At 59.3% G+C, this 22,428-nt stretch carries 21 protein-coding genes and 2 pseudogenes; 17 read left to right on the top strand and 6 right to left on the bottom strand.

All coding sequences use genetic code 11. The features are described 5' to 3' along the window. Positions 1–210: 210 nt before the first annotated feature. The 16 genes and pseudogenes from ACZ1HN_RS02140 to ACZ1HN_RS02065 all read left to right on the top strand — a co-directional run bounded on the left by ACZ1HN_RS02140 (position 211) and on the right by ACZ1HN_RS02065 (position 17,674). Positions 211–2,373: a beta strand repeat-containing protein gene (locus tag ACZ1HN_RS02140; RefSeq protein WP_472726308.1), complete on the top strand. Its 2,163-nt coding sequence runs from the start codon at positions 211–213 to the stop codon at positions 2,371–2,373. Then, positions 2,255–2,887 (top strand): hypothetical protein, encoded by a 633-nt coding sequence (locus ACZ1HN_RS02135; RefSeq protein WP_472726307.1) that lies wholly within the window; start codon positions 2,255–2,257, stop codon positions 2,885–2,887. Before ACZ1HN_RS02140 ends, ACZ1HN_RS02135 begins: the two co-directional genes overlap by 119 nt. After that, complete coding sequence (locus ACZ1HN_RS02130; protein ID WP_472726306.1) at positions 2,850–7,361, top strand: beta strand repeat-containing protein; 4,512 nt, start codon at positions 2,850–2,852, stop codon at positions 7,359–7,361. The genes ACZ1HN_RS02135 and ACZ1HN_RS02130 overlap by 38 nt, the downstream gene beginning before the upstream one ends. Positions 7,362–7,462: 101 nt before the next feature. After that, positions 7,463–8,797 (top strand): type VI secretion system baseplate subunit TssK, encoded by a 1,335-nt coding sequence (tssK, locus tag ACZ1HN_RS02125; RefSeq protein WP_472726305.1) that lies wholly within the window; start codon positions 7,463–7,465, stop codon positions 8,795–8,797. Further along, positions 8,797–10,458, top strand: coding sequence for a type IVB secretion system protein IcmH/DotU (gene icmH / locus ACZ1HN_RS02120; protein ID WP_472726304.1), 1,662 nt, complete (start codon positions 8,797–8,799; stop codon positions 10,456–10,458). The genes tssK and icmH overlap by 1 nt, the downstream gene beginning before the upstream one ends. Before the next feature lie 15 nt (positions 10,459–10,473). Continuing rightward, positions 10,474–12,738, top strand: a pseudogene (gene tssM / locus ACZ1HN_RS02115) (type VI secretion system membrane subunit TssM); the annotation flags it as partial. Beyond that, positions 12,695–12,862: pseudogene (locus tag ACZ1HN_RS02110) on the top strand (hypothetical protein); the annotation flags it as partial. The pseudogenes tssM and ACZ1HN_RS02110, both read left to right, overlap by 44 nt. Before the next feature lie 24 nt (positions 12,863–12,886). Next, positions 12,887–13,750, top strand: coding sequence for a hypothetical protein (locus tag ACZ1HN_RS02105; RefSeq protein WP_472729380.1), 864 nt, complete (start codon positions 12,887–12,889; stop codon positions 13,748–13,750). Continuing rightward, positions 13,732–14,103, top strand: a complete 372-nt coding sequence (locus tag ACZ1HN_RS02100; protein ID WP_472726303.1) for a type VI secretion IcmF C-terminal domain-containing protein — start codon at positions 13,732–13,734, stop codon at positions 14,101–14,103. Before ACZ1HN_RS02105 ends, ACZ1HN_RS02100 begins: the two co-directional genes overlap by 19 nt. Positions 14,104–14,106: 3 nt before the next feature. After that, positions 14,107–14,625, top strand: coding sequence for a type VI secretion system-associated protein TagF (tagF, locus tag ACZ1HN_RS02095; protein WP_472726302.1), 519 nt, complete (start codon positions 14,107–14,109; stop codon positions 14,623–14,625). 223 nt (positions 14,626–14,848) lie between these two features. Beyond that, positions 14,849–15,055 carry a hypothetical protein gene (locus ACZ1HN_RS02090; protein WP_472726301.1) on the top strand — a complete coding sequence of 69 codons (207 nt, stop codon included), beginning with the start codon at positions 14,849–14,851 and terminating at the stop codon, positions 15,053–15,055. Positions 15,056–15,177: 122 nt separating this feature from the next. Further along, entirely contained in the window at positions 15,178–15,597 is a 420-nt protein-coding gene (locus tag ACZ1HN_RS02085; RefSeq protein ID WP_472726300.1) for a PP2C family protein-serine/threonine phosphatase, read from the top strand. Then, positions 15,594–15,791, top strand: coding sequence for a hypothetical protein (locus tag ACZ1HN_RS02080; protein WP_472726299.1), 198 nt, complete (start codon positions 15,594–15,596; stop codon positions 15,789–15,791). Before ACZ1HN_RS02085 ends, ACZ1HN_RS02080 begins: the two co-directional genes overlap by 4 nt. Then, positions 15,788–16,939 carry a serine/threonine protein kinase gene (locus ACZ1HN_RS02075; protein ID WP_472726298.1) on the top strand — a complete coding sequence of 384 codons (1,152 nt, stop codon included), beginning with the start codon at positions 15,788–15,790 and terminating at the stop codon, positions 16,937–16,939. Before ACZ1HN_RS02080 ends, ACZ1HN_RS02075 begins: the two co-directional genes overlap by 4 nt. After that, positions 16,936–17,559 carry a hypothetical protein gene (locus tag ACZ1HN_RS02070; RefSeq protein ID WP_472726297.1) on the top strand — a complete coding sequence of 208 codons (624 nt, stop codon included), beginning with the start codon at positions 16,936–16,938 and terminating at the stop codon, positions 17,557–17,559. The genes ACZ1HN_RS02075 and ACZ1HN_RS02070 overlap by 4 nt, the downstream gene beginning before the upstream one ends. Further along, positions 17,537–17,674 (top strand): hypothetical protein, encoded by a 138-nt coding sequence (locus ACZ1HN_RS02065; RefSeq protein ID WP_472726296.1) that lies wholly within the window; start codon positions 17,537–17,539, stop codon positions 17,672–17,674. Before ACZ1HN_RS02070 ends, ACZ1HN_RS02065 begins: the two co-directional genes overlap by 23 nt. A 77-nt stretch (positions 17,675–17,751) precedes the next feature. On the opposite strand, the gene ACZ1HN_RS02060 is transcribed toward ACZ1HN_RS02065, so the two are convergent. From ACZ1HN_RS02060 to ACZ1HN_RS02035, 6 genes are all read right to left on the bottom strand, one after another. Continuing rightward, positions 17,752–19,041, bottom strand: a complete 1,290-nt coding sequence (locus tag ACZ1HN_RS02060; protein WP_472726295.1) for a serine/threonine protein kinase — start codon at positions 19,039–19,041, stop codon at positions 17,752–17,754. Continuing rightward, positions 19,038–19,442, bottom strand: a complete 405-nt coding sequence (locus tag ACZ1HN_RS02055) for a biopolymer transporter ExbD (protein WP_472726294.1) — start codon at positions 19,440–19,442, stop codon at positions 19,038–19,040. The genes ACZ1HN_RS02060 and ACZ1HN_RS02055 overlap by 4 nt, the downstream gene beginning before the upstream one ends. A 1-nt stretch (position 19,443) precedes the next feature. Next, positions 19,444–19,902 (bottom strand): ExbD/TolR family protein, encoded by a 459-nt coding sequence (locus ACZ1HN_RS02050; RefSeq protein ID WP_472726293.1) that lies wholly within the window; start codon positions 19,900–19,902, stop codon positions 19,444–19,446. Further along, positions 19,884–20,555 (bottom strand): MotA/TolQ/ExbB proton channel family protein, encoded by a 672-nt coding sequence (locus ACZ1HN_RS02045; RefSeq protein ID WP_472726292.1) that lies wholly within the window; start codon positions 20,553–20,555, stop codon positions 19,884–19,886. Before ACZ1HN_RS02045 ends, ACZ1HN_RS02050 begins: the two co-directional genes overlap by 19 nt. A gap of 101 nt (positions 20,556–20,656) precedes the next feature. After that, positions 20,657–21,031 carry a hypothetical protein gene (locus ACZ1HN_RS02040; protein ID WP_472726291.1) on the bottom strand — a complete coding sequence of 125 codons (375 nt, stop codon included), beginning with the start codon at positions 21,029–21,031 and terminating at the stop codon, positions 20,657–20,659. A gap of 216 nt (positions 21,032–21,247) precedes the next feature. Further along, entirely contained in the window at positions 21,248–21,769 is a 522-nt protein-coding gene (locus ACZ1HN_RS02035) for a hypothetical protein (RefSeq protein ID WP_472726290.1), read from the bottom strand. 165 nt (positions 21,770–21,934) lie between these two features. Here ACZ1HN_RS02035 and ACZ1HN_RS02030 point away from each other — a divergent pair, with 165 nt between their 5' ends. Next, positions 21,935–22,354 (top strand): DUF1036 domain-containing protein, encoded by a 420-nt coding sequence (locus ACZ1HN_RS02030; RefSeq protein WP_472726289.1) that lies wholly within the window; start codon positions 21,935–21,937, stop codon positions 22,352–22,354. Positions 22,355–22,428 lie beyond the last annotated feature (74 nt).

Here is a 22,428-nt window from a genome sequence, read left to right as displayed (position 1 = left end):
TGGGCAGTGGGGCACAAGCGACATCATATGGCATCATTCATGGGCAAGGCAGAGGAAAAGATACGCCTAGCAGGCCAAGGTGACTTGAATCACAATAACTTGTAGTCGATTGTTCAAACGTGTTCTGGGGTCGGGAAGTCCGTTTGGATGTTTATTGGTGATTTGTGTCGCACGGCGCTGTTGCGGTCTTGTTTCTTAAGCTGTCTTGTCGTGTCAGAGGGTCGCGCTCAGGATGCGACATGGACAGGTGACGCTGGCTCTCTCGAGTTTGGCGACGTGGGCAACTGGGACACAGGCGTTGTGCCTGGCGCGGACGATACCGCATCCTTCAACGACACAAACGGAACTGGGTCTGATGTCATATCGCTGAACGGCGGGTCGAGCGATATTGGCACGCTGGATGTCACCGCCATCGGTTCGCTTGGCAACGGTACATTTGTATTCAATCAGGGTGCCACAGCAGGTGAGCTTCTTTATTCGGACGCGGATGCGGGTGCGCTTGCCAGTAACCTGACATTGGACCTGGGCGGTGGGCCCCTGGCGGTGACGACAACGACAGCGCTCAGTTATGGCGGAACCATCACCAACAGCGGTGCCACGGCCGGGGTGCTGACGCTGGATGCGAGCGGTGGCGGGCAACTTTTACTGTCGGGTGTGATTGACGACGGATCAGGCACCGTTGCAGTGACGGTGGACACGACCGACGATGTTACACTGTCCGGCGCGAACACCTATACCGGCGCGACGACAATTGCCGCCGGAACGCTGAACATTTCCAACGGAGCGGCCATTGACGATCAGGGCAGCGTTTCGATTCTGAGCGGCGGCACTCTGGTGGTTGGTGATAGTGAAACCATCGGCGCGATGAGCGGGGCAGGGGATATATCCGTTGGCGTCAACACGCTCACGATTGCTGGCCCGACGTCGACCGTGTTTTCGGGCAGTCTGCTGGGCAGCGGCGTGTTGGAAAACATCGGGTCCGGAACACTGGCGTTGACGGGGGATAATACTGCGTTCGACGGTCGGCTGCGTGCAGTTGGAGCGGCTGCGACGGTGTCGGTTGATCCTACAGGGCTGGATGCCGGAACGACCCTGGAGGCCACGCAGGGTGGAACTCTGAACTTCAGATCCGGGACTTTGACGTCAGGGCTTGAGGTCACCGGTACGGGCGGCACCCTGACGACCGTAGATGGTGGGTCTGTGAATATCGCTGGGGTGACCTCGTTACTGGGCGATACGACGTTCGGGGATGGCACGAATACATCTGCCTTTACGCTGGGTACGGCATTCACCACCGGTGCTGGCACCGCCTTGACGGTGTCGGAAAACGCCACAGTGACGACCACCGCGGTTGCGACACCCGGCCTTGCGACGAACCCTGTGACGGTCGACGGGACACTGCTGATCGACACGTCCGATGTGACGCTGGTCACGCTCAGCGGATCCGGCACCATCCAGACTGATAGCGTGAATGCACAAACCGTGACCCTGACTGGCACGTCTACCTTCGGCGGTTCGATCAGTGAAACTGGTGGTGGCGTTACATCTGTTGTGCGCAGTGGGGCAGGGACAACCACCCTCACAGGGATTAGCACGTTTTCCGGAGGCACTACGATCACAGGTGGCACCCTGGAGATCGGATCCGGTGGGCAGATCGGCGCGGTTGCCACCAACACAGCGGGCAGCCTGACCGTGTTTGACGGAGGATCGACCGGTGCGGTGACTATTGATGTCGCCGGCAGCAGCAATGACGGGACAATTGCCAGTCTGACCACGACTGCAGATTTCACAAACACAGGCACTGTGTCAGGTCCGACGACGATCACGGGTGGTACGGTGACCAACTCCGGGACGGGAGACCTGCAAGGAACGACGACCATCAGTGTCGGGACGTTGAACAACTCGGCGACGGCTGGCGCGCTGGCGGTGTCCGGTACGGGCAACGTACTTAATACCGGCGTTGTATCGGGTCCAACGACGATCACAGGGCGGGACGGTGACCAACTCTGGGACCGGGAGCTTGCAAGGCACCACCACCATCAGCGACGGGACGCTGACCAATTCGGCAACCGTGGCCACGCTGGCGGTGTCCGGTACCGGCGCAGTAACCAACACCGGTGTTGTGACCGGTCCAACGACCGTTACAGCCGGGACTGTGACGAACTCCGGTGCGGGGGACATTCAGGGCCTGACGACGATCACGGGCGGTGTCGTGACCAACAGTGCAACGATGGCGGATGTGACGGTGTCGGGGATGGGTGTGCTGAACTCGACCGGGACGCTGGGTGTTCTGACGAACAATGGCGGTACGCTGAACATCACGAGCGGCAACGTGGCCGAGCTGGTGCTGAACAGCGGGACCAGCAATATTGATGCAAGCGTGGTTGTGGGCACGCTGACCACGGCGGGGGATGTGACAAACACCGGTGACGTCGCCACGGCCAACGCATCGGGTGGCACTTTCACCAACGCTGCGACGGGCATGATCGGTACGCTGAATGTGCTGGGTGCGACGGCGGTGAACGACGGTGTGATCACGACCGCAACGGTGTCGGACGGGTCACTGACCAACAACAACCAGATCACCGGCACCACAACCGTCTCAGGAACAGGTACCTTTACCAATTTGGCGTCAGCCGATGCCGTGGTGAATAACGGTGGGACGGTGTCGATCACCGGCGGCACGGTTGCCAGCCTAAACACAACCGCTGGCCCGACTACCATCACTGCGGGGACGGTCACGACCGTTGTTAACAATGGCGCGTCGGCGGTCACTCAGATCGATGGCGGTACGGTCACAACCGCGACGAACACGGCGGGCAACCTGACCATCGGCAGCGGCGGCACTGGTGACCACATTGAACACTGCTGGCACGACGGTGAATGAGAGTGCAGCCGTTACCACCGCCAATGTCACGGGCGGAACGTTCACAAACACCGGCACAGGAACCGTCACGGGTACGACGACAATCAGCACTGGCGGTGCTGTGATTGCTTCGGGCAATGGGTTCAACACGATCGTGGTGAATGGTGACACCGGTGGCGGAGCGGGACAACTGAACGTGACCGCCGACACGACGCTGGCAGGTGCGCTGACCAATGACGGTACCACTACCATTGCGGATGGCCAGGTTCTGAGTGCGACGGTGATTACGAATAACGGTACCATCCAGGTTGGTACGGGATCGACCCTTGCCGGGACGGCGAACACGCTGACCAATAGCATGGACATCACTGTACTGGACAACGGGACCGTGACGGATGCCGGTGCGATCACCAACACCGGGCCGGGAGGCGTGATTACCTTCCAGGGCAATGGCACGCTGAACGCAGACAATGACAACAGTGGCGACGCGCTGGTGAATGAAGGCAGCATCGTGACTGCCGACGGCGGCGCGAGCGTTCTGACCATCGGGGACGGCACGGCCGACGTAATGACGAATGCGGGGTCGTTCACAATTGGGAACACGGACACGGTGAACGGAACGGCCCTTGCCGTGACGAACACCGGAGCCCTTACAATCGGCACTGACGCAACGCTGAACATTGCCAGCCTTAACGCGACAGCCGGGACAGTGACGAACAACGGCACGCTGAGCACAAGCGGGGCGCTGACTTTCTCTGGGACCGGGTCTTTGGTCAACAATGGCGAAAGCACAAGTGCTGTTGCACTGCTGGACGGCACTGTCACGAATACGGGCACGCTGACGGATGTAACGCAAACGGCCGGGCAGTTCACCAGTTCCGGCACCGTGTCGGGCACACTTACGGTGAATGGTGGAACGTCGACCATCTCGGGCGGGACAGTGGCCACCGCAGACAATGTGTCTGGCACGCTGAATGTCACAGGTGGGACGCTGACCAATGTCACCAGTGCCAGCACCACCTCGAATGGTGGCACAATCACGACATTGGCGGTCACAAATGGCACAACCACCAATACTGGGACGATTGCCGATGCCACAGTTACGGGCGGAGCGTTGAACACGTCTGGTACGGTAGGCACGGTGGCGGTGTCTGGTACGGGCGCTGTCACCAACAGTGGTGTTGTGACTGGTCCGACAACGATTGCTGGTGGGACGGTGACCAACTCTGGGACCGGGAGCTTGCAAGGCACCACCACCATCAGCGACGGGACGCTGACCAATTCGGCAACCGTGGCCACGCTGGCTGTGTCCGGTACCGGCGCAGTAACCAACACCGGTGTTGTGACCGGTCCAACGACCGTTACAGCCGGGACTGTGACGAACTCCGGTGCGGGGGACATTCAGGGCCTGACGACGATCACGGGCGGTGTCGTGACCAACAGTGCAACGATGGCGGATGTGACGGTGTCGGGGATGGGTGTGCTGAACTCGACCGGGACGCTGGGTGTTCTGACGAACAATGGCGGTACGCTGAACATCACGAGCGGCAACGTGGCCGAGCTGGTGCTGAACAGCGGGACCAGCAATATTGATGCAAGCGTGGTTGTGGGCACGCTGACCACGGCGGGGGATGTGACAAACACCGGTGACGTCGCCACGGCCAACGCATCGGGTGGCACCTTCACCAACGCTGCGACGGGCACGATCGGCACTCTGAATGTGCTGGGTGCGACGGCGGTGAATGACGGTGTGATCACGACGGCGACGGTGTCGGACGGGTCATTGACCAACAACAACCAGATCACCGGCACCACAACCGTCTCAGGAACAGGTACCTTTACCAATGGCGGCTCGGTCGGGGGTCTGACGACTGTCAGCAACGGTGGAGCCGTGATCGCGGAAGGGGGCACCATGAACGGTGTCACAACGGGCGCCGATACGGGCTCCGGTCTCGGCACGTTCACCGTGACGGCGGATACGACGCTGACGGACGCGCTGACGAATGGTGGCACGACCACCATCACCAGCGGCGCAACCGTGACCGGGACGACCGTCATAAGCACGGGGACGATGACGCTGGCCGATACGGCAGGCCTGACAGCCACAAGTGTCGAAGTCGCGGGCGGAACGACGGTGAATGGCGGCACCATCACGGCGGAAACAACTGTGACCGATGGCACATTGACCTCCACCGGAGCGATCAATGGGGCGGTGGTGGCCAATGGCGGCACAACCAGCCTTTCGGGAACGCTGGACGGTCAATTGACGGCGGCCAACGGAGACGTGACGATCACGGATAGCCTGACTGGCGTGGACGGGATTACGAATAGTGGAACCGGCCTTTTGACGATTGCTGACGGCACCACAACCGTGGATGCGGGCGGCACCATCGACAATCAGGCCACTATGACGGTAGCGGGCGTTCTGGCAGGCGGCTCCGGCCTGACAAACACCGCTGACCTGACGATCAACACGACCGGCGATGTGCAGACAGCGGTGACCAACACCGGCGTTTTGACGGTGGATGGAAGGTTGAGCGGTGGGCTGACCAACCAGGGCGCCGGACAAGCCACGGTCAACGGGACGGTCATGGCCGACATCACCAACAGCAATGTGCTGACTGTGAGTTCGACCGGTATGATGACGGGTAACGTGACCAATACCGGCACGCTGGATCATGATGGCGCCATCACCGGCGATTTGACGCATACGGCGGGCATGCTGACCCTTGCAGGGGATGTCACCGGTGTATTGGAAAATGACGCGTCAGTGTTTGTCGACGGAACGAGCGTGGTCACAACCTTCAACAACAACACGGACACGGTCGTGCAGGACGGCGGCGCCTTGTCCGCGGGGACGTTCAACAACAACAGCAACCTGCTTGTGGAGAGCGGCGGTGCGATCACCGGCGGCAACTTGATAAACGATTCAAATATACTGCTTAGCGACGGGGGCAGTATTGGTGCCAATGTGACGAACAACTCACTGCTGGTGGCCACCGGAAGAGCGCAAGGTGGGGCTAACTTTACCAACTCGGCCAGCGGAACGATTGATCTGACAACGAATGGCGTGATCGGAGATGTTCTGTCTTTCGGGGGCAACGCCGCATTGAACGGCACGATCCTTGTCGATATTGATCTCAGTACTGCCAATGCCGGGGTCGACAGCATCGAGGTTGCGGGATCTGTGACCGGCAATGTCAATCTGACCTTCAACGAGGTCGGCACGGATCGTGGCCGGTTCGATAATCCCTTGTCGCTGCTGAGCAGCACTGGGGGCGATTTGTCGGTGACCACCAGTGGCCTGCCGACAGGTGGCGAAATCTTGTACTCGGTCACGTCGAATTCACGAGGCGACTATTTTGTGAATTCCGGAGCCAACCCTGCGATTGCCGGTCTTGCCTCGGGTTTGACGCTGACACAGTCGTTGCTCAACACGGTGGTCAACCGGCCATCCAGTCCTTTCATCACGGGATTGGCGGCCGAGGACGACAATCCGTGCGGGTTTGGCACATGGGCTCGCGCGACAGGTGGTTCAGCGGATGCAAACGGGTCGAACGCCACGGCCCTAGGTACGTTCGAAACCGAAATTTCGCTGGATTACAGCGGTGTTCAGGGTGGGTTCGACTATTCTTGCTTTGATGGGCGTTTCGGGGGTTTCGATCTCAGCTTTGGCGGGATCGTCGGTTTGAACGAGGGCTCTCTTACCCAACCGGTCTTTGCCTTTGACCCAGTGAATATTCAATTGGATCGGTCATTTCAGACCAGCACCAACATGACAGACTTCACGCAAACCTATGCCGGTGCCTATGTCGGGGCATCGCGCGGGCGTTGGTTTGCAGACCTTCAGTTGCGCTACGATGCGAATGACTTTGAATTGCGCAACGTTCTGGCACCGGGTGTCGTGAATGGTGGCCCCAATGATCTGGGTGTTGCCGATCAGGATTATGATGCGGACAGCCTCACGCTTAGCGGCTCTGTTGGATATGCATTCACGTTGAATGAAAGTCTGGGGCTGAACTTTGTGCCATCGGCTGGTTTCGCCTTTAGCCGGACATCGGTGGACGACTTGCACTTTGATGGCGGAACACCTGACGACCTGACGGATGACGGTGTTCTGGAAATCGACGATATCGACAGTCGCGTTCTGTTCATTGCAGGCACTATATCGCGCAGCAGGGTGCTGCCTGGTGGAACCTCGGCCCTGAACATCTTTGGTACTGCGACTTACTACGATGATTTGGGTTCTGATACGCAGGGTCGCTTCTTTGAGTTGGATGCGGCGGGGAACCGGGTTGGCGCAGCTTTAAGCACGTCCAGTGGTAATCTGGGGGCTTACACTGAGTTGTCTCTGGGCCTCAACTATACCAAGCTGCTCAATCCGGGGCAGTTGGGCAGAGCACGTCAGTTCGATGCGTCGATCCGCTTGGATGGCCGTTTCGCTGATGATTTCGACGGGTTTGGCGTGACTGCACAAATGCGGCTTCAGTTTTAGGGCGCGCATTGCTTGACCCACGGTGCCGGTCTGGCCACATTCGGTGCAAATGTAAAAACCGGTAGGTAACCGTACCGGTAAAGAAAGGAACCCGCCTGCGTATGTCCTGGACCAGCAAAGTCGCATGGAAAGAAGGCCTGTTTCTTCAGCCGCATCACCTGCAGCAGGCGGATCGCCATACCGAGCAATTGATCCAGGCACGGGCCGAAACGATGACCCCCTATCCATGGGGCGTCAGTACGTTGCGGTTCAACCGGGATCTGGCGCAACAGGCCAAAATCGGGTTGACGGCGGTGACGGGTTTATTCCCTGATGGTACTCCTTTTGACGCGCCGTCAGGCAGCCCACTGCCCCTGCCGGTCGCCGTTCCAGAGGAAGAGGCGCAGGGCCTGTCCATCTGGCTGACCTTGCCAGACCGTGACAGCGGTGGACAAAGTCTGGCACCGCAGGGTGCGAACGCCGCGACCCGGTACGTCTTGGCAACCGAAACGGTTCTGGACACGTCCTCGACCGCGCGCAACGAGCAGACACTCGAGATTGCACATCCGAGGTTGGAACTGGTGCTGCGCAAGACACCGCGGCCAGGCTATCAGAACATCCATCTGGGCCGGATTATCGAGATGCGCGACGGGATCGTGACACTGGATGACACCGTGCCACCGACCGGCTTGGTGTTGGGCGTGCACAACGCCTATGAGGGGTATCTCAGCCGCGTGGTTGGATGGATTGAAGCCAAGCTGCACGGCCTGTCGCGGTTCGCGTCCGATCCGTCTTCGGGCGGGGGGATGCAGGCTACGGATTACCTGATGCTGATGGTGCTTAATCGCGAACTGCCTGTCTTGCAGCATCTCAAGGGCATGGCGCATGTGCATCCAGAACGGTTGTATGAAAAACTGATCGGCCTGGCTGGAGAGCTGTCGACCTTTGATCAGGGCAAGCGGCGTGCGCCCAGCTATGCGGCATATGTCCACGAAGACCCGAAGGCCAGCTTTTCCCCCGTGGTGCAGGACATTCAGCGCCTGTTGGCCCGTGATGTGGGGCGCGCGATCCGCTTGCCGCTGAAAGAGGTGCGCGCCAATTCCTACGCCGCTCTGGTCAACGACAGAAACCTGTTTGCACAGGCCACCTTTGTGATCGAGGTCAGTTCGGGACTGCCCCTGACCCAGGTTCAGACGCAGTTCCCGCAACTGGCCAAGGTCGGGCCATCCACGCAGATGAAACAGATCATCACCAACAACTTACCGGGCATCGGCATCGTGCACTTGCCGAACCCGCCGCGCCAGATTCGGGTTGTCAGTACGAATGTCTATTTCGTCTTGGACAAATCTACCGAACTGTGGCGTGAGTTTTCGACTGCTCCCGCTGTTGGCATGCATTTTGCTGGCAACTGGCCCGACCTTAAACTGGAGCTCTGGGCGATACCGGAGAGCGACTGATGTCGGATGAAGATGACAAGACAGTCTTTGGTCAACCGCTTCCGCGACCGGATCCCAAGGCGAAAACTCCGCCTGACGCCAAGCCGGGTACGCCGCCCCCGGCACAGGATGACGGGGCAGGGGACAAGACCGTCTTTGGGCAACCCCTGCCGCCATTGGGGAGCTCACCTGCGCAGCAAGGTGGGGGAGGACGGTCCGCGCAGGTCAACACACCCCGGAACAACCCAAACCCGGAAGACACATGGCTGGGTGGGGCCCTGAACCCGCAGCCACCCGGCTATCCGCCCCAACAGCCCGCCTATGGCGCGCCGACACCGCCCCAGTACAATCAGCCTCTGTATCAGCCGGGAACGGGTCAGCGCCCTGCGGGGTCCGAAATATTTCCAGAGATTCCCCGAAATGAACAGGCGCCGCAATATGCACCACGCCCACGGATTGCCTTTCAGGATGCGTTGCGCGCCGCCGGCCCGGATACAGGTGGATCTTCGAACCCCCTGGTGCGGGCAGCGTCAGGTCTTTTGATCCTTCTGGGGCGGCTGCGCACTGGCCTTGTCGATATGCAGCCGGCCCCGCTGATTGATCACGTCACGCGCGAAATCGACGTCTTCGAACGCGCCGCACTGGCTGCGGGAATCGAGCCGCAAGATGCGCGTGATGCGAAGTATGCGCTGTGTGCCACCGCTGACGATATCGTGCAGAACCTGCCCGGCGCGGATCGAGGTATGTGGATGGAATACTCCATGGTTGCACGCTTTTTCGGAGAACGGTCATCCGGCGTGGGCTTTTTCCAGAAGATGGATGAAGCCATGCGCGCGCCCGGCCAACGGTTTTACCTGTTGGAGCTCATGCTGACTTGTCTGTCTCTGGGGTTCGAGGGGCAGTACCGCGCCATGCCGAACGGCAGTGTCGAGCTCAGCCGGATCAGAACCGCGATTTATGAAACCCTCCGCCGTGTGCAGCCGCGTCCCGATGATGATGTGTCTGTGCATTGGACACCGGTTCTGTTGGGTGGAACCCGTCGTCACGGGGCCACGCCACTTTGGGTGATCACTGCGATTGCCGCTGTCATGGTGGTGTCCCTGTTTGCAACCCTGTCGACCCTGTTGACGCGCGAAGGCAGCGAAGTGCGTCACCGTATTCTGGCGGTACATGCAGGACAGCCTCCGGTGTCTATCGAACGGGTGCAGCCCATTGTCCGTGCTTACGAGGCACCTGCCTCGAGCCAGCTGGAACGCATGCGTGCTGCATTGGCTGACGAAATTGAGGCGGGTGAGGTCGAGGTGGACAATACCAATGACTGGGTGTTTGTCCGCGTCGGTGAGTTTCTGGAGTTTGGATCAGGTTCTGCCGAACTGAACAGCGATTTTAGTGCTCTGGCCGCCGCCATTGGTCGGACCTTTGATGACGAGGTTGGGCCGGTGCGCGTCGTGGGCCATACAGACAGCATTCCACCTTCGGGCCGTGGGCGTCACAAAACCAACGAGGCGCTGTCGGTCGCCCGCGCTCAGACTGTGGCGGATGTCTTGGGCGGCGTCCTGATCGACGCGACACGCCTTCAGGTCGAGGGCAAGGGGGCGGTCGATCCGATCGCCGACAACGGCACGCGGGACGGCCGCGCACGCAACAGACGGGTTGAAATCATGATACCCAGAGCAGACTGATCGGGAAGACTTGGTATGCGCGCAATTTTGTCTCCTGTCGTCAGAGCGTTCAAGTTCCTGATGCGTTTGGCCCGTTCCCGTTGGGGCAGGGCGCTGTTGATCATCGCAGGCATCGCCGCAATTGCTGCCGCGATCTGGTTCGGTTTCCCGATGACGGGCTATGCACCGATCACGTCGGTCTTTGCCCGTGTGGCAACGATGGGGGGTGTTCTGTCCCTGATCGGCATCGTTTACCTGATCCGCTGCCAGCGGCGCCGAAAGAAGGCACAAAAGCTGGAAGACAGCCTGTTGCCCGAACCTGCGGGTGACGGCAAAGTTCTGGCCGAGAACATGCGCAATGCGCTGGACAAGCTGAAGAAAACCGGTGGCAAGACCTATCTTTATGATCTGCCATGGTACGTGATCATTGGCCCCCCGGCGCTGGGAAGACCACGGCGCTGCGCAATTCGGGGATCGAATTCCCCGGTCAGGACGCGATGCCTGAACAAGGGGCCGGGTTTGGCGGAACGCGCAATTGCGATTGGTGGTTTGCCGAAAACGCCGTTTTTGATCGACACTGCGGGGCGCTACACCACCCAGGACAGTGATGCCGCTGCCGATGAAGCCAGTTGGGGCGCTTTCCTTGATCTGTTGAAAAGCGGGCGTCCGGATCAACCGATCAACGGCGTGATCCTGGCTTTTTCGGTTGAACAGATGCTGAATGCGACCGAGGCCGATCTGGCGGCCCACGCACAGACCGTCCGCAAACGGTTGGGCGAAATCCATGACCGTCTCAGGATTGATTTCCCCGTTTACGTCCTGTTCACCAAGGCGGATCTGATTGCAGGTTTCCGTGAGTATTTCGCCAGTTTCAGCACCAGCCGACGCAAGCATGTTTGGGGCGTCACCTTTCAGACCAAGGATCGCAAGGCCGAAACGTTCCAAGACGTCCCAACCGAGTTTGACGCGCTGTTGGGACGGCTGAGTGACGAAGTCATCGACCGGATGAACGAAGAACCGGACGGGGTCAGCCGCATTGCCGTCTTTGGCTTGCCCGGTCAGATGGCGATGATGCGCGACAACATCACCGAATTTCTGCGACAGGTGTTCGAGCCGACGCGCTACAAGACCAACGCGATCCTGCGAGGGTTTTACTTCACGTCCGGCACCCAGGAGGGAACGCCGGTCGATCAGGTCCTGGGTGCGATGTCCCGCAATCAGGATGGGGTAGAATTTCAACCTGCGTTCATGTCGGGCAAGGGCAAATCCTTTTTTCTGCATGATCTGCTGAAACGGGTCATCTTTGAGGAACGCGATTGGGTCAGCTTCGATTTCAAGGCGATCCGCAGGTCTAGATTGCGGCGTACTGCTGCGCTGACACTTGTACTGTGTGCCACGATTGGTGCGATGGGCGCGCTTGGGTTCAGTTTCTGGAAAAATGCTACGTTTCTGCGGATGGCCGATACCGAAACCCAAGCCTATCGCACAGCTGCCCTGAGTGAGATTGAGCGCGCCGTAATCAGTGACCCGGATCCGTCAGTGGCGTTGTTTCATCTGCAAGATCTGCGCAACGTGACGGCGGGGTACGGCGACGCGCGAGAACCCACTATTTGGGAGGGATTCGGTCTGTCGCGCCACCGTGAAGTGTCGCTGGCCGCCGACCGGGCCTATTCGGATGGGCTGGAACGCATGTTGCGGCCGAGGATGATTTTGCATCTTGAAAACGAGATTCCGCAATTGGTCGCGGACAACGAAACCAGTGGCATTTATCGGGCGCTCAAAGTCTATCTATTGCTGGGCGGGCAGGGCGAAGGCAGTGGAGACGATGCGGCCATTCAGGCGTATTTCGATGATGTCTGGAGCCAGACTTTTTCCGGGGCGGGTCAAGCCGACGAGCGCGACAGGATCAATCAGCATTTGACGGCCATGCTGGATCTGGACGATGACCGCGAACCCGTTTTGACCATCGACCCAGGGATTGTGCGCAGTGCGCGTGACGCGATTGTGAACCTGCCTCTGGCGGATCAGGCCTATGCTTCGATCAAGGACCGGGCAATTACGGCGGGCGTGCCAGACTTCAATCTGGTCGAACGTGTTTCAGGAGCCGTAAACCGCGTTTTTGAAACGACGGATGGCAGTTCGTTGGCAAGTGTCGGCGTGCCGGGGCTTTACACCTTTGAAGGCTATTGGGGGTTTTTCCTTGAACGGCTGACCGACGCGCGTGACCGTCTTCAAGAAGACCGATGGGTGTTGGGAGATGCCGCCGGACGCGTTGATTACAGCGCACAGCTGGCCAATCTGGAACGGGGACTTGCACCGCGCCTATCGCATCGAGTTCAACGAAGCATGGCGCGAGATGTTCGGTCGGCTGGAGCTGGGGCCGATGTCATCGGACGCGCCCGGCTACGAGGTTCTGGCCGCTGCCTCTTCGCCTGTGGCATCACCGATATTGAATTTTGTCGAAGCCGTCGACCAAGAGACCCGTCTGGCAAGGCTGTATGACCAGCTTGAGGACATGACACCGGAGCAACTGGCCGCTGCCGGAGCGGGGTCGTTGGGCGACAACATGGGCGACGCTGTTTTCCGCCGCATCTACAGTCAATCTGGCGTGTTCCAACGCGTGGTGCTGGACAGTGTTTCAAGCCAGGGTAAGGTCCAGACACGCGCCGGATCTGCCCTGGCCGAAGATACCCAAAAGCGTCAGGTCGAACGGATCAGCAATGATTTTAATCAGTGGCACGCCCTTTTGAGCGGTGACGAACGCGCGCGCCCCATTGATGTGATCCTGGCCAATCTGGCGGATTTGCGGGAAAACCGCAGGCAAGCCGCCGTGGCGCCCACCCCCGCAGACGAGACATTGCTCAGCCAGTCGCTTTCGGCGCTCACCCGCAACAATACCGCCCTGCCGGATACGCTCGGCACGATGCTGAACGAGGTGGAAAGCGAGTTCCGCGCGGTTGCCACCGCCGCCACGATGACGCAGCTCAATCAGGCATTGAACGACGATGTTTCCCAGTTCTGCCGTGATTTCGTGCAACCGCTGTTTCCATTTGGCACGGGGCGCCACATCTCGCCTGCGATCTTCGGTCAGTTCTTTGGTCCGGGCGGGCGGATGGACAATTACTACACGTCATACCTTCAGCCACATGTCATTCGCGGACCAAACGGGCTGGAACCCGCCCCGGACAGCGCTATCGCGCAGAATCTGTCGCCTGCCACATTGGCACAATTTGATCGGGCACAGGCCATCCAACTGGCCTTTTTGCATCCGGGTCATCTGAACCCCGGGTGGACATGTCGATCACGCATCTGACATCATCACCATCGGTGCAATTGTCCATTCTGTCGATGAATGGAGGGTCCATGCGCACACAGCCAGACAGCATACCCGCCGCTCTCAGCTGGCCCGGGCAAAGCTCGGGCGTGGCGTTGGAACTGTTTCCAGCCGCTGAGGGGCGCATATCTACCCTCAGCTTTGCCCAAGGGCGTTGGGATATCGTGGACTTTCTGCGCAAAGGGCGGACGCGGGTCAGCGGCAACATCGCGGATGTGACACATGATGTGGGTGGTCGGTCAATCACTTATCGGTTTGAATTCGACAGCACCACGGTGCCGTTCCTGATGCGGGAGTTGCCCGACTTTTCCTGCCCCGTGTCACTGGAGTAACGGATGGGCAACGCAGCGATTGGATTGATGGGCAAACATCCTGGATATGGCGATTTTCTGCAGGCAGGTCTGTCAGATCACCTCATAGAGGTAATGAACGGTTGGCTGGATGCTTGTTTGCCCCCACTACGTGATCAGATGGGCGAAGGGTGGGGCGCTTTCTGGGACGACGCACCGACCCTGCGGTTCTGGATCGGGCGTGCTGTGCTGGGGCGGACCGTGTTGGGTGTTTTGCAGCCATCGCGTGACAGGGTCGGACGGCGGTTTCCGTTGATACTGATGTCTGAAGGGTGTCATGTCAGTTTGCCTCTCGGGTCTGGAGCGGATCAGATGCCTTGGGCTGCCTTGGAAGATCATATGGGTGAGATGCAGCCGGGGCAGGGCGGTGCGGCACTGTTGGCTGGACTGGACTTGAACCTGCCCGCTGAGGACGAAATGACGGCGCAATTGGGTCCGACACTGTGGGCCCATCACCCAGAGGGTGATCTGGACGCGCTTTTGGAGTACTGCGGCGCAGCCTGACGCGCAGCGTGCGCAACTCAGCCGATCCTACTGGTGGACACCGGGTGTACAGACGAGGCGCATCTCTCGCGCCGCCACGTGGCTGGCCTGCCCGGGCCTGCCGGAACCGCAAGCGATGGGGTGGTTGTTGGGTGGGGTGCCTGTCCCGCCCTCGAAGACGGCGGAGGATACAACGTGATCACAATGACTACTTCACGTTTGAAACAGGGCAAGTACCAGTGACGTGGGTTGTCTGCGCGAAGTACAAGAGGACAGTTTCCTGTCCCGCCCCGATTACGGTCTGTGGGTGGTCGCAGATGGCATGGGCGGCCATTCTGCCGAGGATTTCGCCAGCCAAACCATCGTGGAAGAGTTGAACTCGATCGGATTGGCGGCATCGGCCGAAGACCTGCACGCACGGTTCGTCGGAACGTCTGACCAAGGCAAATGAGATCATTTTGGATCACGCCGCGCAATTGAAAGGGGGTACTGTCGGCAGCACCGTGGCGGCCCTGTTGGTTTACGAGGGTAATTTTGCGTCGCGTCTGGTCCGGAGACAGCCGCGTTTATCTGATGCGTGACGGCGAGTTGCGGCAGCAAAGCCGCGACCACACCGAGGTGCGTGCCTTGTTGGAAGCAGGCTCTATATCGGCTGAAGATGCCGAAAAATGGCCACGTAAGAATGTCATTACCCGGGCAATCGGCGTTTCGGAAACTCCGCAATGCGATTTGGTCGCTGGCGAGTTGCAACTGGGCGATGTGTTTCTGATTTGCTCGGACGGGTTAAATGAACATCTGCATGACGAAGAGATTGCCGCGATCCTCGCCAACGCCACACCGCAAGATGCTTGTGTGAAGCTCGTAGAAGACACCCGGGCCCGGGGTGCACGGGACAATGTGACGGTCATCGCGATCCGGTGTTCTGCTCCGCCACCGCCCGCTGCGGACGATATGCTGATAGACGACGTGTTGGATCCAAGGGTCGGGACGTGAGCGGCAAGAACGACAAGGCGGACCCCGATCCTGGCACGACGCCGCCAAACGAGGACGTGACTCGGTTCAAATCGGAGCCAGAAGCGTCAGAGGCCGGCGATGACCGGACCCGGATCGCGTTGCCGACTGGAACGGCCAAATCCATTCCACCACTTGCTCCCCGAGTACGCCCAACACCGTCACCAAGGGTGTGACCACGATCGGGGTAGGCACCCTGATCAACAACAATTACGAAATCACCCGCGTGCTGAAATCGGGTGGCATGGGCGAGGTGTATGGCGGGGTCGAGATAGGTACAGGCGATCCGGTGGCAATCAAGGCTATCCTACCGGAACTGGCTGAAGATGAGAAAGCCGGGCTGTTGTTCAAGCGCGAGGCACGCACGCTGCGGCAACTGACCGACGAAGTGATCGTGCGCTACTACAACTATGTCCATGACCAGAGTCTGGACCGATATTTTCTGGTGATGGAATTCGTCGAAGGCGTACCACTGTCCGACCACCTTGAGGGGCAGGGCAAGCTGCCTGTTCCCGCTGTTTTCAAGCTGCTCAGGCGGTTGAGCAGGGGTTTGTCCAACGCCCATGAACGGGGTGTTGTGCATCGTGATCTGTCCCCCGACAACGTGATGCTGCCCGGTGATGACGTTGATCGGGCCCGTCTGATAGACTTCGGTATCGCCAAGTCGAATGTTGTCCAAGAAGGCACAATGCACGGGCAGTTTGCCGGGAAGTTCAAATTTGTCGCCCCGGAACAGCTGGGTCACTATGGGGGCGAGGTCGGGCCGCATACGGACATTTACGGGCTGGGCCTTTTGACCGCTGCGGCAGCCATCGGTGAGCCGCTGAACATGGGTGGTTCCATTGTCGAGGCGGTTCAATCGCGCCAGCGGGTGCCAGATCTGTCTGCTGTACCCGAAGTCTTGCGTCCCATCCTGTGCCACATGCTGGAACCAGATCCAGCGCGACGTCCAAAGTCCATGCAAGTGCTGCGGGACATGTTGAAAACACCCACGCTGATCCCGGTGCAATACCGTTCGGGATTGCCGCTGCCGTCGGCCTCGGACATGGGTGGACAGACTGCGTTACCCCAACCAGGAACGACCACGACGCCGCCGGTGGGTTTGCAAGTACCGCTCGTTGGCGTTGGGACCCATTTGCCACAAACGGAGACTCAGGACATCGCGCCAAGGCCTGCCGCACCGGGATCTCGGTCAGATCAGAAAGAACGGCATCCGGAAGGCCAAGCCCTGGAGGTTGCTTTTTGCGGCCTTCGTGGTGACATGTGGTGTCGTGGGCTTTGGCGCCTGGAACATGGGGATGATCGGAAACACGTCGACGCGTGACGCGACTGAACCCGGCGCTGCGACATCCGGTCAAACCGGCATTCCCGATCCACTTTCGACCACTCGCGCAGGGTTCCTGGCAGGATCTCGATGCCGGGCAGTGCACTTTGTTGAGCCGCACCGCCGCAGGCCCGAATGCTGGTATGATCGAAGGGTACTCGCGCACAGGCGAGACATTTCCCGGATTGCCCGTTGTCTACGAGGAGCAGTTTGGTGCACGGCCCGGCATTCTGCCCCGACGGATTACCGAGGCACAGTGCGCAGCACTGGAATTCACCCGCAGTCTGCAGGGCCGGGGGAGGGGCGCACCTGTCCTGCAGATGTCCGGGGATGTTGTGGCATCCGGCGAAGCCCTGACCGGGCGGATCACCGGTTTGGGCACACAGGCCGTCTGGGCATCGCTGATTACCCCAACCGGAGAGGTGTTCAACCTGACGGATCGATTGTCAGATCCGGTTGGTGGCGCGCGCAACCCTAAGCTTTGGTCTGACACTGGCGCAAGGGACGGATGCCGTACCGCAACTGATCATGGTCATAGCATCAGACAATCCGCTTGCGCGCACGGCAACGGCGACGGATGGCGCATCTGCCGCGACCTTGCTGCCATCTGTTCTGGATGAGATTGCAGGCAAGGGTGGCACGGCCGCTGCTAGCATCGCCTATGTGCTTCTGGAACCATCGACGAGGACACAAACCGATGGCGATGTTCCGGTTGATATCGACATTTCCGAGTAGTGTTGGCCCCGGTTTTGAGAGAACGCCTGTTGCTTTGCGCGGCCTTTGAATTCAGGGTGTTCTCTGCTAGGAGCACACTAACGCACGTCAAATGTGGTCACGGCCAATGCGGCCCCGGTTGCCACTTCGCCGTTCAGTCCGGCGAAAACATCCTGGGCTAAGCGACCGGCACGGTCGCGGATCACCCCGTTGGGCCGGCGCGTTGCGATGGCAAGTAGCATCTGTTCCGTGTCACGCGATGGTCCAGCCCGGGTGACGGGGACATCGAAGCGGGCAAAGTTGCCCGTGAAGGACATGAAACGCTGCAAATCCTGCACCACACCGTTGTTGTCGACCAACAGCAAGGTCACATACCGGCCCGCTGTCCCGCGCAACACCCCGGTGAGGCGTTCCCCCGAAGGGACCTCGGGCCGGTCGATGCGAATGCCCAACCGGGTGGCGGGATAGTCGATGTTGTCCCGCACATATGTGATGGCCGCGCATTGACGTTCATCCACCAAAGTCCGGGTCTGGCGGATATCTGCATCCGCCGCTGTCATCACAGCATCCACAAAGCGGGTCATCGCCCGGTCGGAATTCGCAATCAGAGCCAGACCCACTCCATCTTCGCCATCCCGACGCGGCAGGGCCAACAGACATGGTTCAGGTGGTGCAGCCCGGATCCGGCGAAGCAAGTCGCCAACTGCCAGATCCCGCGCTGTGGGCGCAGGCTGAGCCGGATCCGGGGAAGGTGATTTGCCATCAGGTTGGCCGGCAACAGCTGCAGCCTGCCTCTCCGATGGGCGGATCGGTTGCAGTGTTTCGGTATCCGGTGCCGCGGGTACAACTTCGGTTGCCTGTCCATTGTCTGGGTTTGTGATCAGCGCCGCTGTGCCCTCGGGGCCAATTGGTAGCAGGGATTGAGTGGTGGGCAGGGCCGTTACCGTTTCCGGAATCAGCGGACTGGTGGGCGCAGGTGCCGGGGTGACCGGTTCGACCATAACAGGTGCAAGTGTTTCATGTTCTGCGACAGTTGCGCTTACCGCATCTGGAATAATGGCTTCGGGCGTTTCGGTCACTGTTTCGCCAGTCGTCGGATCTTCGGCGGTAGGCGAAACACTGTCTGGCGTGGCCGGGTCTACACCCTTGGCATCGTCAGATGCCGCTTCACCGTCCTGTTCGATCAGACCTGCAATCGTATCGCTGTCCAGGCGTTCCAAGGTGACCGTGAAACTTGGCTGCACTTCAGGATCAGGGGTTGTCAGTGCCAAGAGGTTTTGTAGGCCGCCCAAGCTGATGGCGAATACCATCCCGTGAAGTATCAAAGAACCCACATGGGCCACCAGCCATCGGTCGCCGCTGGATGATCCATAAGGCAGAAAGATCATGGCGCATTTGTCCGGTGGATCGTAACCAACCGGATATCGAGATCGCGTAATCCGGGCCGATTGATCAGGGTCAGTAAATCAGCTGCCGGGGCGCTGCGTTCGATCAATACATGTAAAACCTGTTGGCCCCTTGCGGCCTGGGCAAGGTCCGAAGGGTCCACCGCCTCACCATCCAGCGTCAACCGCCCGGTCGGTTCAATGATTAGGACCGGCGACGGCAACGGGTCGATCGGGAGATCCCGAGTTTCCGACAACTGCACGCCCTGGTCAGGCGTGTTCACCAACGACCCGGTCGCGAGGAAGAACAGGATAAGCAAGAGCACGATATTGACGATGAACAGCGACACGTCCGGTTTGACTGGCTTGGCCGGAGACGGCAGGAGGGATTTGCGTATCTCCATTTCAGAATGCACCGGCCATGCTGACCTTGACCGAGGTCACGTCCGAGACAGCTAGACGTGACAGCACCGTGGTCACGTCCTGCACCTGCGCGGAAGGCCGCACCAGCAAGATGACCTCGCCCGGATCGTCCGCCGTGCCAAGCGCAGCCGCCAGATCGCTCAATGCGTCAAAATCAAAGCGCTGACCGCCCACCAAAACCACGTTGGCCTCTACCGTCCAAAGAGCCACACGCGGGTCGGTTCGTGTAGGGACTGGGGCGATGTCACCAGCATCACCGGGGATACTGGCCGCGCTATCCGATTGGAACGCGGCGCTTTGTAGGATTAACAGTGAATAGGGCGTCAGGCCCGAGGACAGCATGAAGAAAATCAGCAACTGGAACATTGCATCCGCCAGGGGTGTCAAGGCAAAGCGATAGTTCCGGCGTCGCTCCGGAAGATTTAGGGAAAAGCCCTGCATCTTCGTGCCCCTAGGCTTTTGCTGTTGGGTCGACCCGGCCATGTATGGCGGCTGAGAATTGCCGCCTCGATCAGGTTGCGTTCCCGATCGATGCGGCTTTCGAGCCAGGTGGCCACAAAGTAAGCCACGAGCGCCACCGTCAAGCCAACTGCAGTGGTCGTCAATGCAGTCCAGATACCACCCGCTAAGGCGGCAGGGTCCACGCCGCCCTCTGACAAAGACAGCACTGAAAAAGCGTCAATCATACCAATCACGGTGCCTAGCAGGCCCAGCATCGGGGCAGCTTGCACAACCATTTCCAGCAGGCGCAGCCGTTCGGACATGCTGGCCAGTTCGATGATGGCAGTCTGTCGGCCCAATTCTTCAGCATAGGCGGTTTCGCCGGGCTTGGCTTGGACCCCGGAAAACACAGCTTGCAAGATACGTGCCAGAACCGACTTGCGTCCCGCCGCCAGCTTCATCGCATCTTCGCCGCGGCCTGAAAGCCAAGTGTTCAATATTTCCTCGGCGGCGTCTCGTTTACCTACGCCCAACTTGGAAAACTGGATGATCTTGAATACCGCAACAGACACCGAGATCAGTGACAGGATCAGCAGTGCGGCAAACACCAGCATCGTTGCAGGGTTTGAAAACGTAAAAGATAACAGATCCATCTTTACCTTCCTATGGAGCGTTTTGCCCGGATGACCTCAACCTCGGGTCGCTGACTTCAAGCCAACCAAACTCTTTGGATCAGGGCCACGTGCGGATCGCGTCAAATTCCGAACTGGATGGCCGTGCGCGACGACGCTGTCAAAGCCTGCATACACACGCCTGACTCTGCTCCGTCAACAGCGCAGGCCGCAGCGTCATTGACAATGATCCGCGAAATCGCAGGGCAGGGCGTTCCGGAAAGGTCAAATTGCAGAACTTTCGTCTTGCCGTCGATCAGATTCCCGAACTCAAGAACCAACAAGCGCGTCACCGCCCCATCAGCATCAAAAACCGCCACCTCGTAGGCTGTACGTTGCAATTCCGTCCCGGTCTGGTTGGAAGCCACATAAGTCAGACGGCAACTGCCAGTCTCGGTCTCGGCGGCGCCATTCAGTTCGAGTGTGAAAGTCGGAGGTTCCTGGGCGAGAACGGGCATTCCAAATCCGATCAACGCCACGGATAACATTAAAAAAAGGTTCTTGAATTGCATGTAGTGTCCCCGAAATCAAATACGCAGCATTGGACCGCATTGCGCCGGGAAGTCAGACGCAAGTCAACCGCGATTCGCCTATGGCGGGTGCGCTGGAAAGACAAAAGGGGGGACTGCGGTAAATCGGATGCGCCTGGCAGTCGGAACCGCCTAAAGGCAAGTTCAGCGATAGACGCCGATGAGATAACCGGGATTGGGGGGCGTTGTGAAATCGAGCGTCGCAACAGAGGATCCCGGGGCTGACCGGACAGGTGCAGTAGGCAGCACCATCGGTTGATTGGAAAAATTCCCGCCTTGTGACAAGCTGGACCGGGACGCGCGCGGGACAGCATCCTCATTGATCACCGCGGCACTAACCTGCTCTCCGGGTAGGGGTCGCGCCTTCGGGCGCAACACCTTCATTGCAGGTGCCCCGTTGGCTGCTTGCAGATCAATAGCCCCAGGAACAACGGCAGCATCGGGTGCAATCGATAACGCTGGTTCCAATGGCTTTGCCTGCAAAACTGTCGCAACCGCAGGTGTCGCAGTTTCCACAGCATGTGAAACGAAAGGCAGTGGCGTCGGCGCGCCTGACCGTAAGGACGAGGCTCCGGTTACGTAGTTTTCATGCGCGATGGACAGTCCAACGCCGCCTCCGACTGACACGGCAACAATGATCAGACATATGCTCAAGACACGAAACATGACTTCTATCTTAGCACGAAGTCGCCCGGATGGCATCAGGCTTTCAAATGTCGCTCCAATTTGTGCCAGTTTCAACACTAGGGTGTTACGAACCTCTTGTGTTTACAGGGGTTTTCACATCAGTTTATGACATGCGAATTTTGTCAACTTTGTGTCATTTGTGAGATGATCCGTAAGTGGGCGCTGTATTGTGGTCTTTGTGCCGGGCTGTTCGGGCTGACGCCAATGCGTGCAGATGCGCAGTTTGCCGTCTGCAATCAAACCTTTGATGTGATCAATCTGGCCTTCGGTTCTTTTGATCGAGATGCGTTCGTCACATCGGGCTGGTGGACCATTGGACCCAACCAATGCGCAAACGTCGTGGATGACACTCTGACCGCGCGCTATTTCTATGCCTACGTCACAGATGTGTTCGGGCGGGAGGTGTTGACCGGTACGACGTCAATGTGCGTGGCCCCGGGCCGCTTTGAAATACGCGGCGAACAGGATTGTCTGATCCGCGGTCATATCGAGGCACGGTTCCACGAAGTCGACACCCGAAAAAGCGAGCGCTGGACGTTGTTCATATACCCGCCGCCGTCCTGACACGGCTGGCCGATGATCGCCGTCGAGACCATGAACAACCTATCGAATGCCTTACCTGTCTGGTATAGAAAGTT

This window comes from Tateyamaria sp. GN1-10 (genome assembly GCF_055693845.1).
This window is presented reverse-complemented; position numbering and strand designations above follow the sequence as displayed.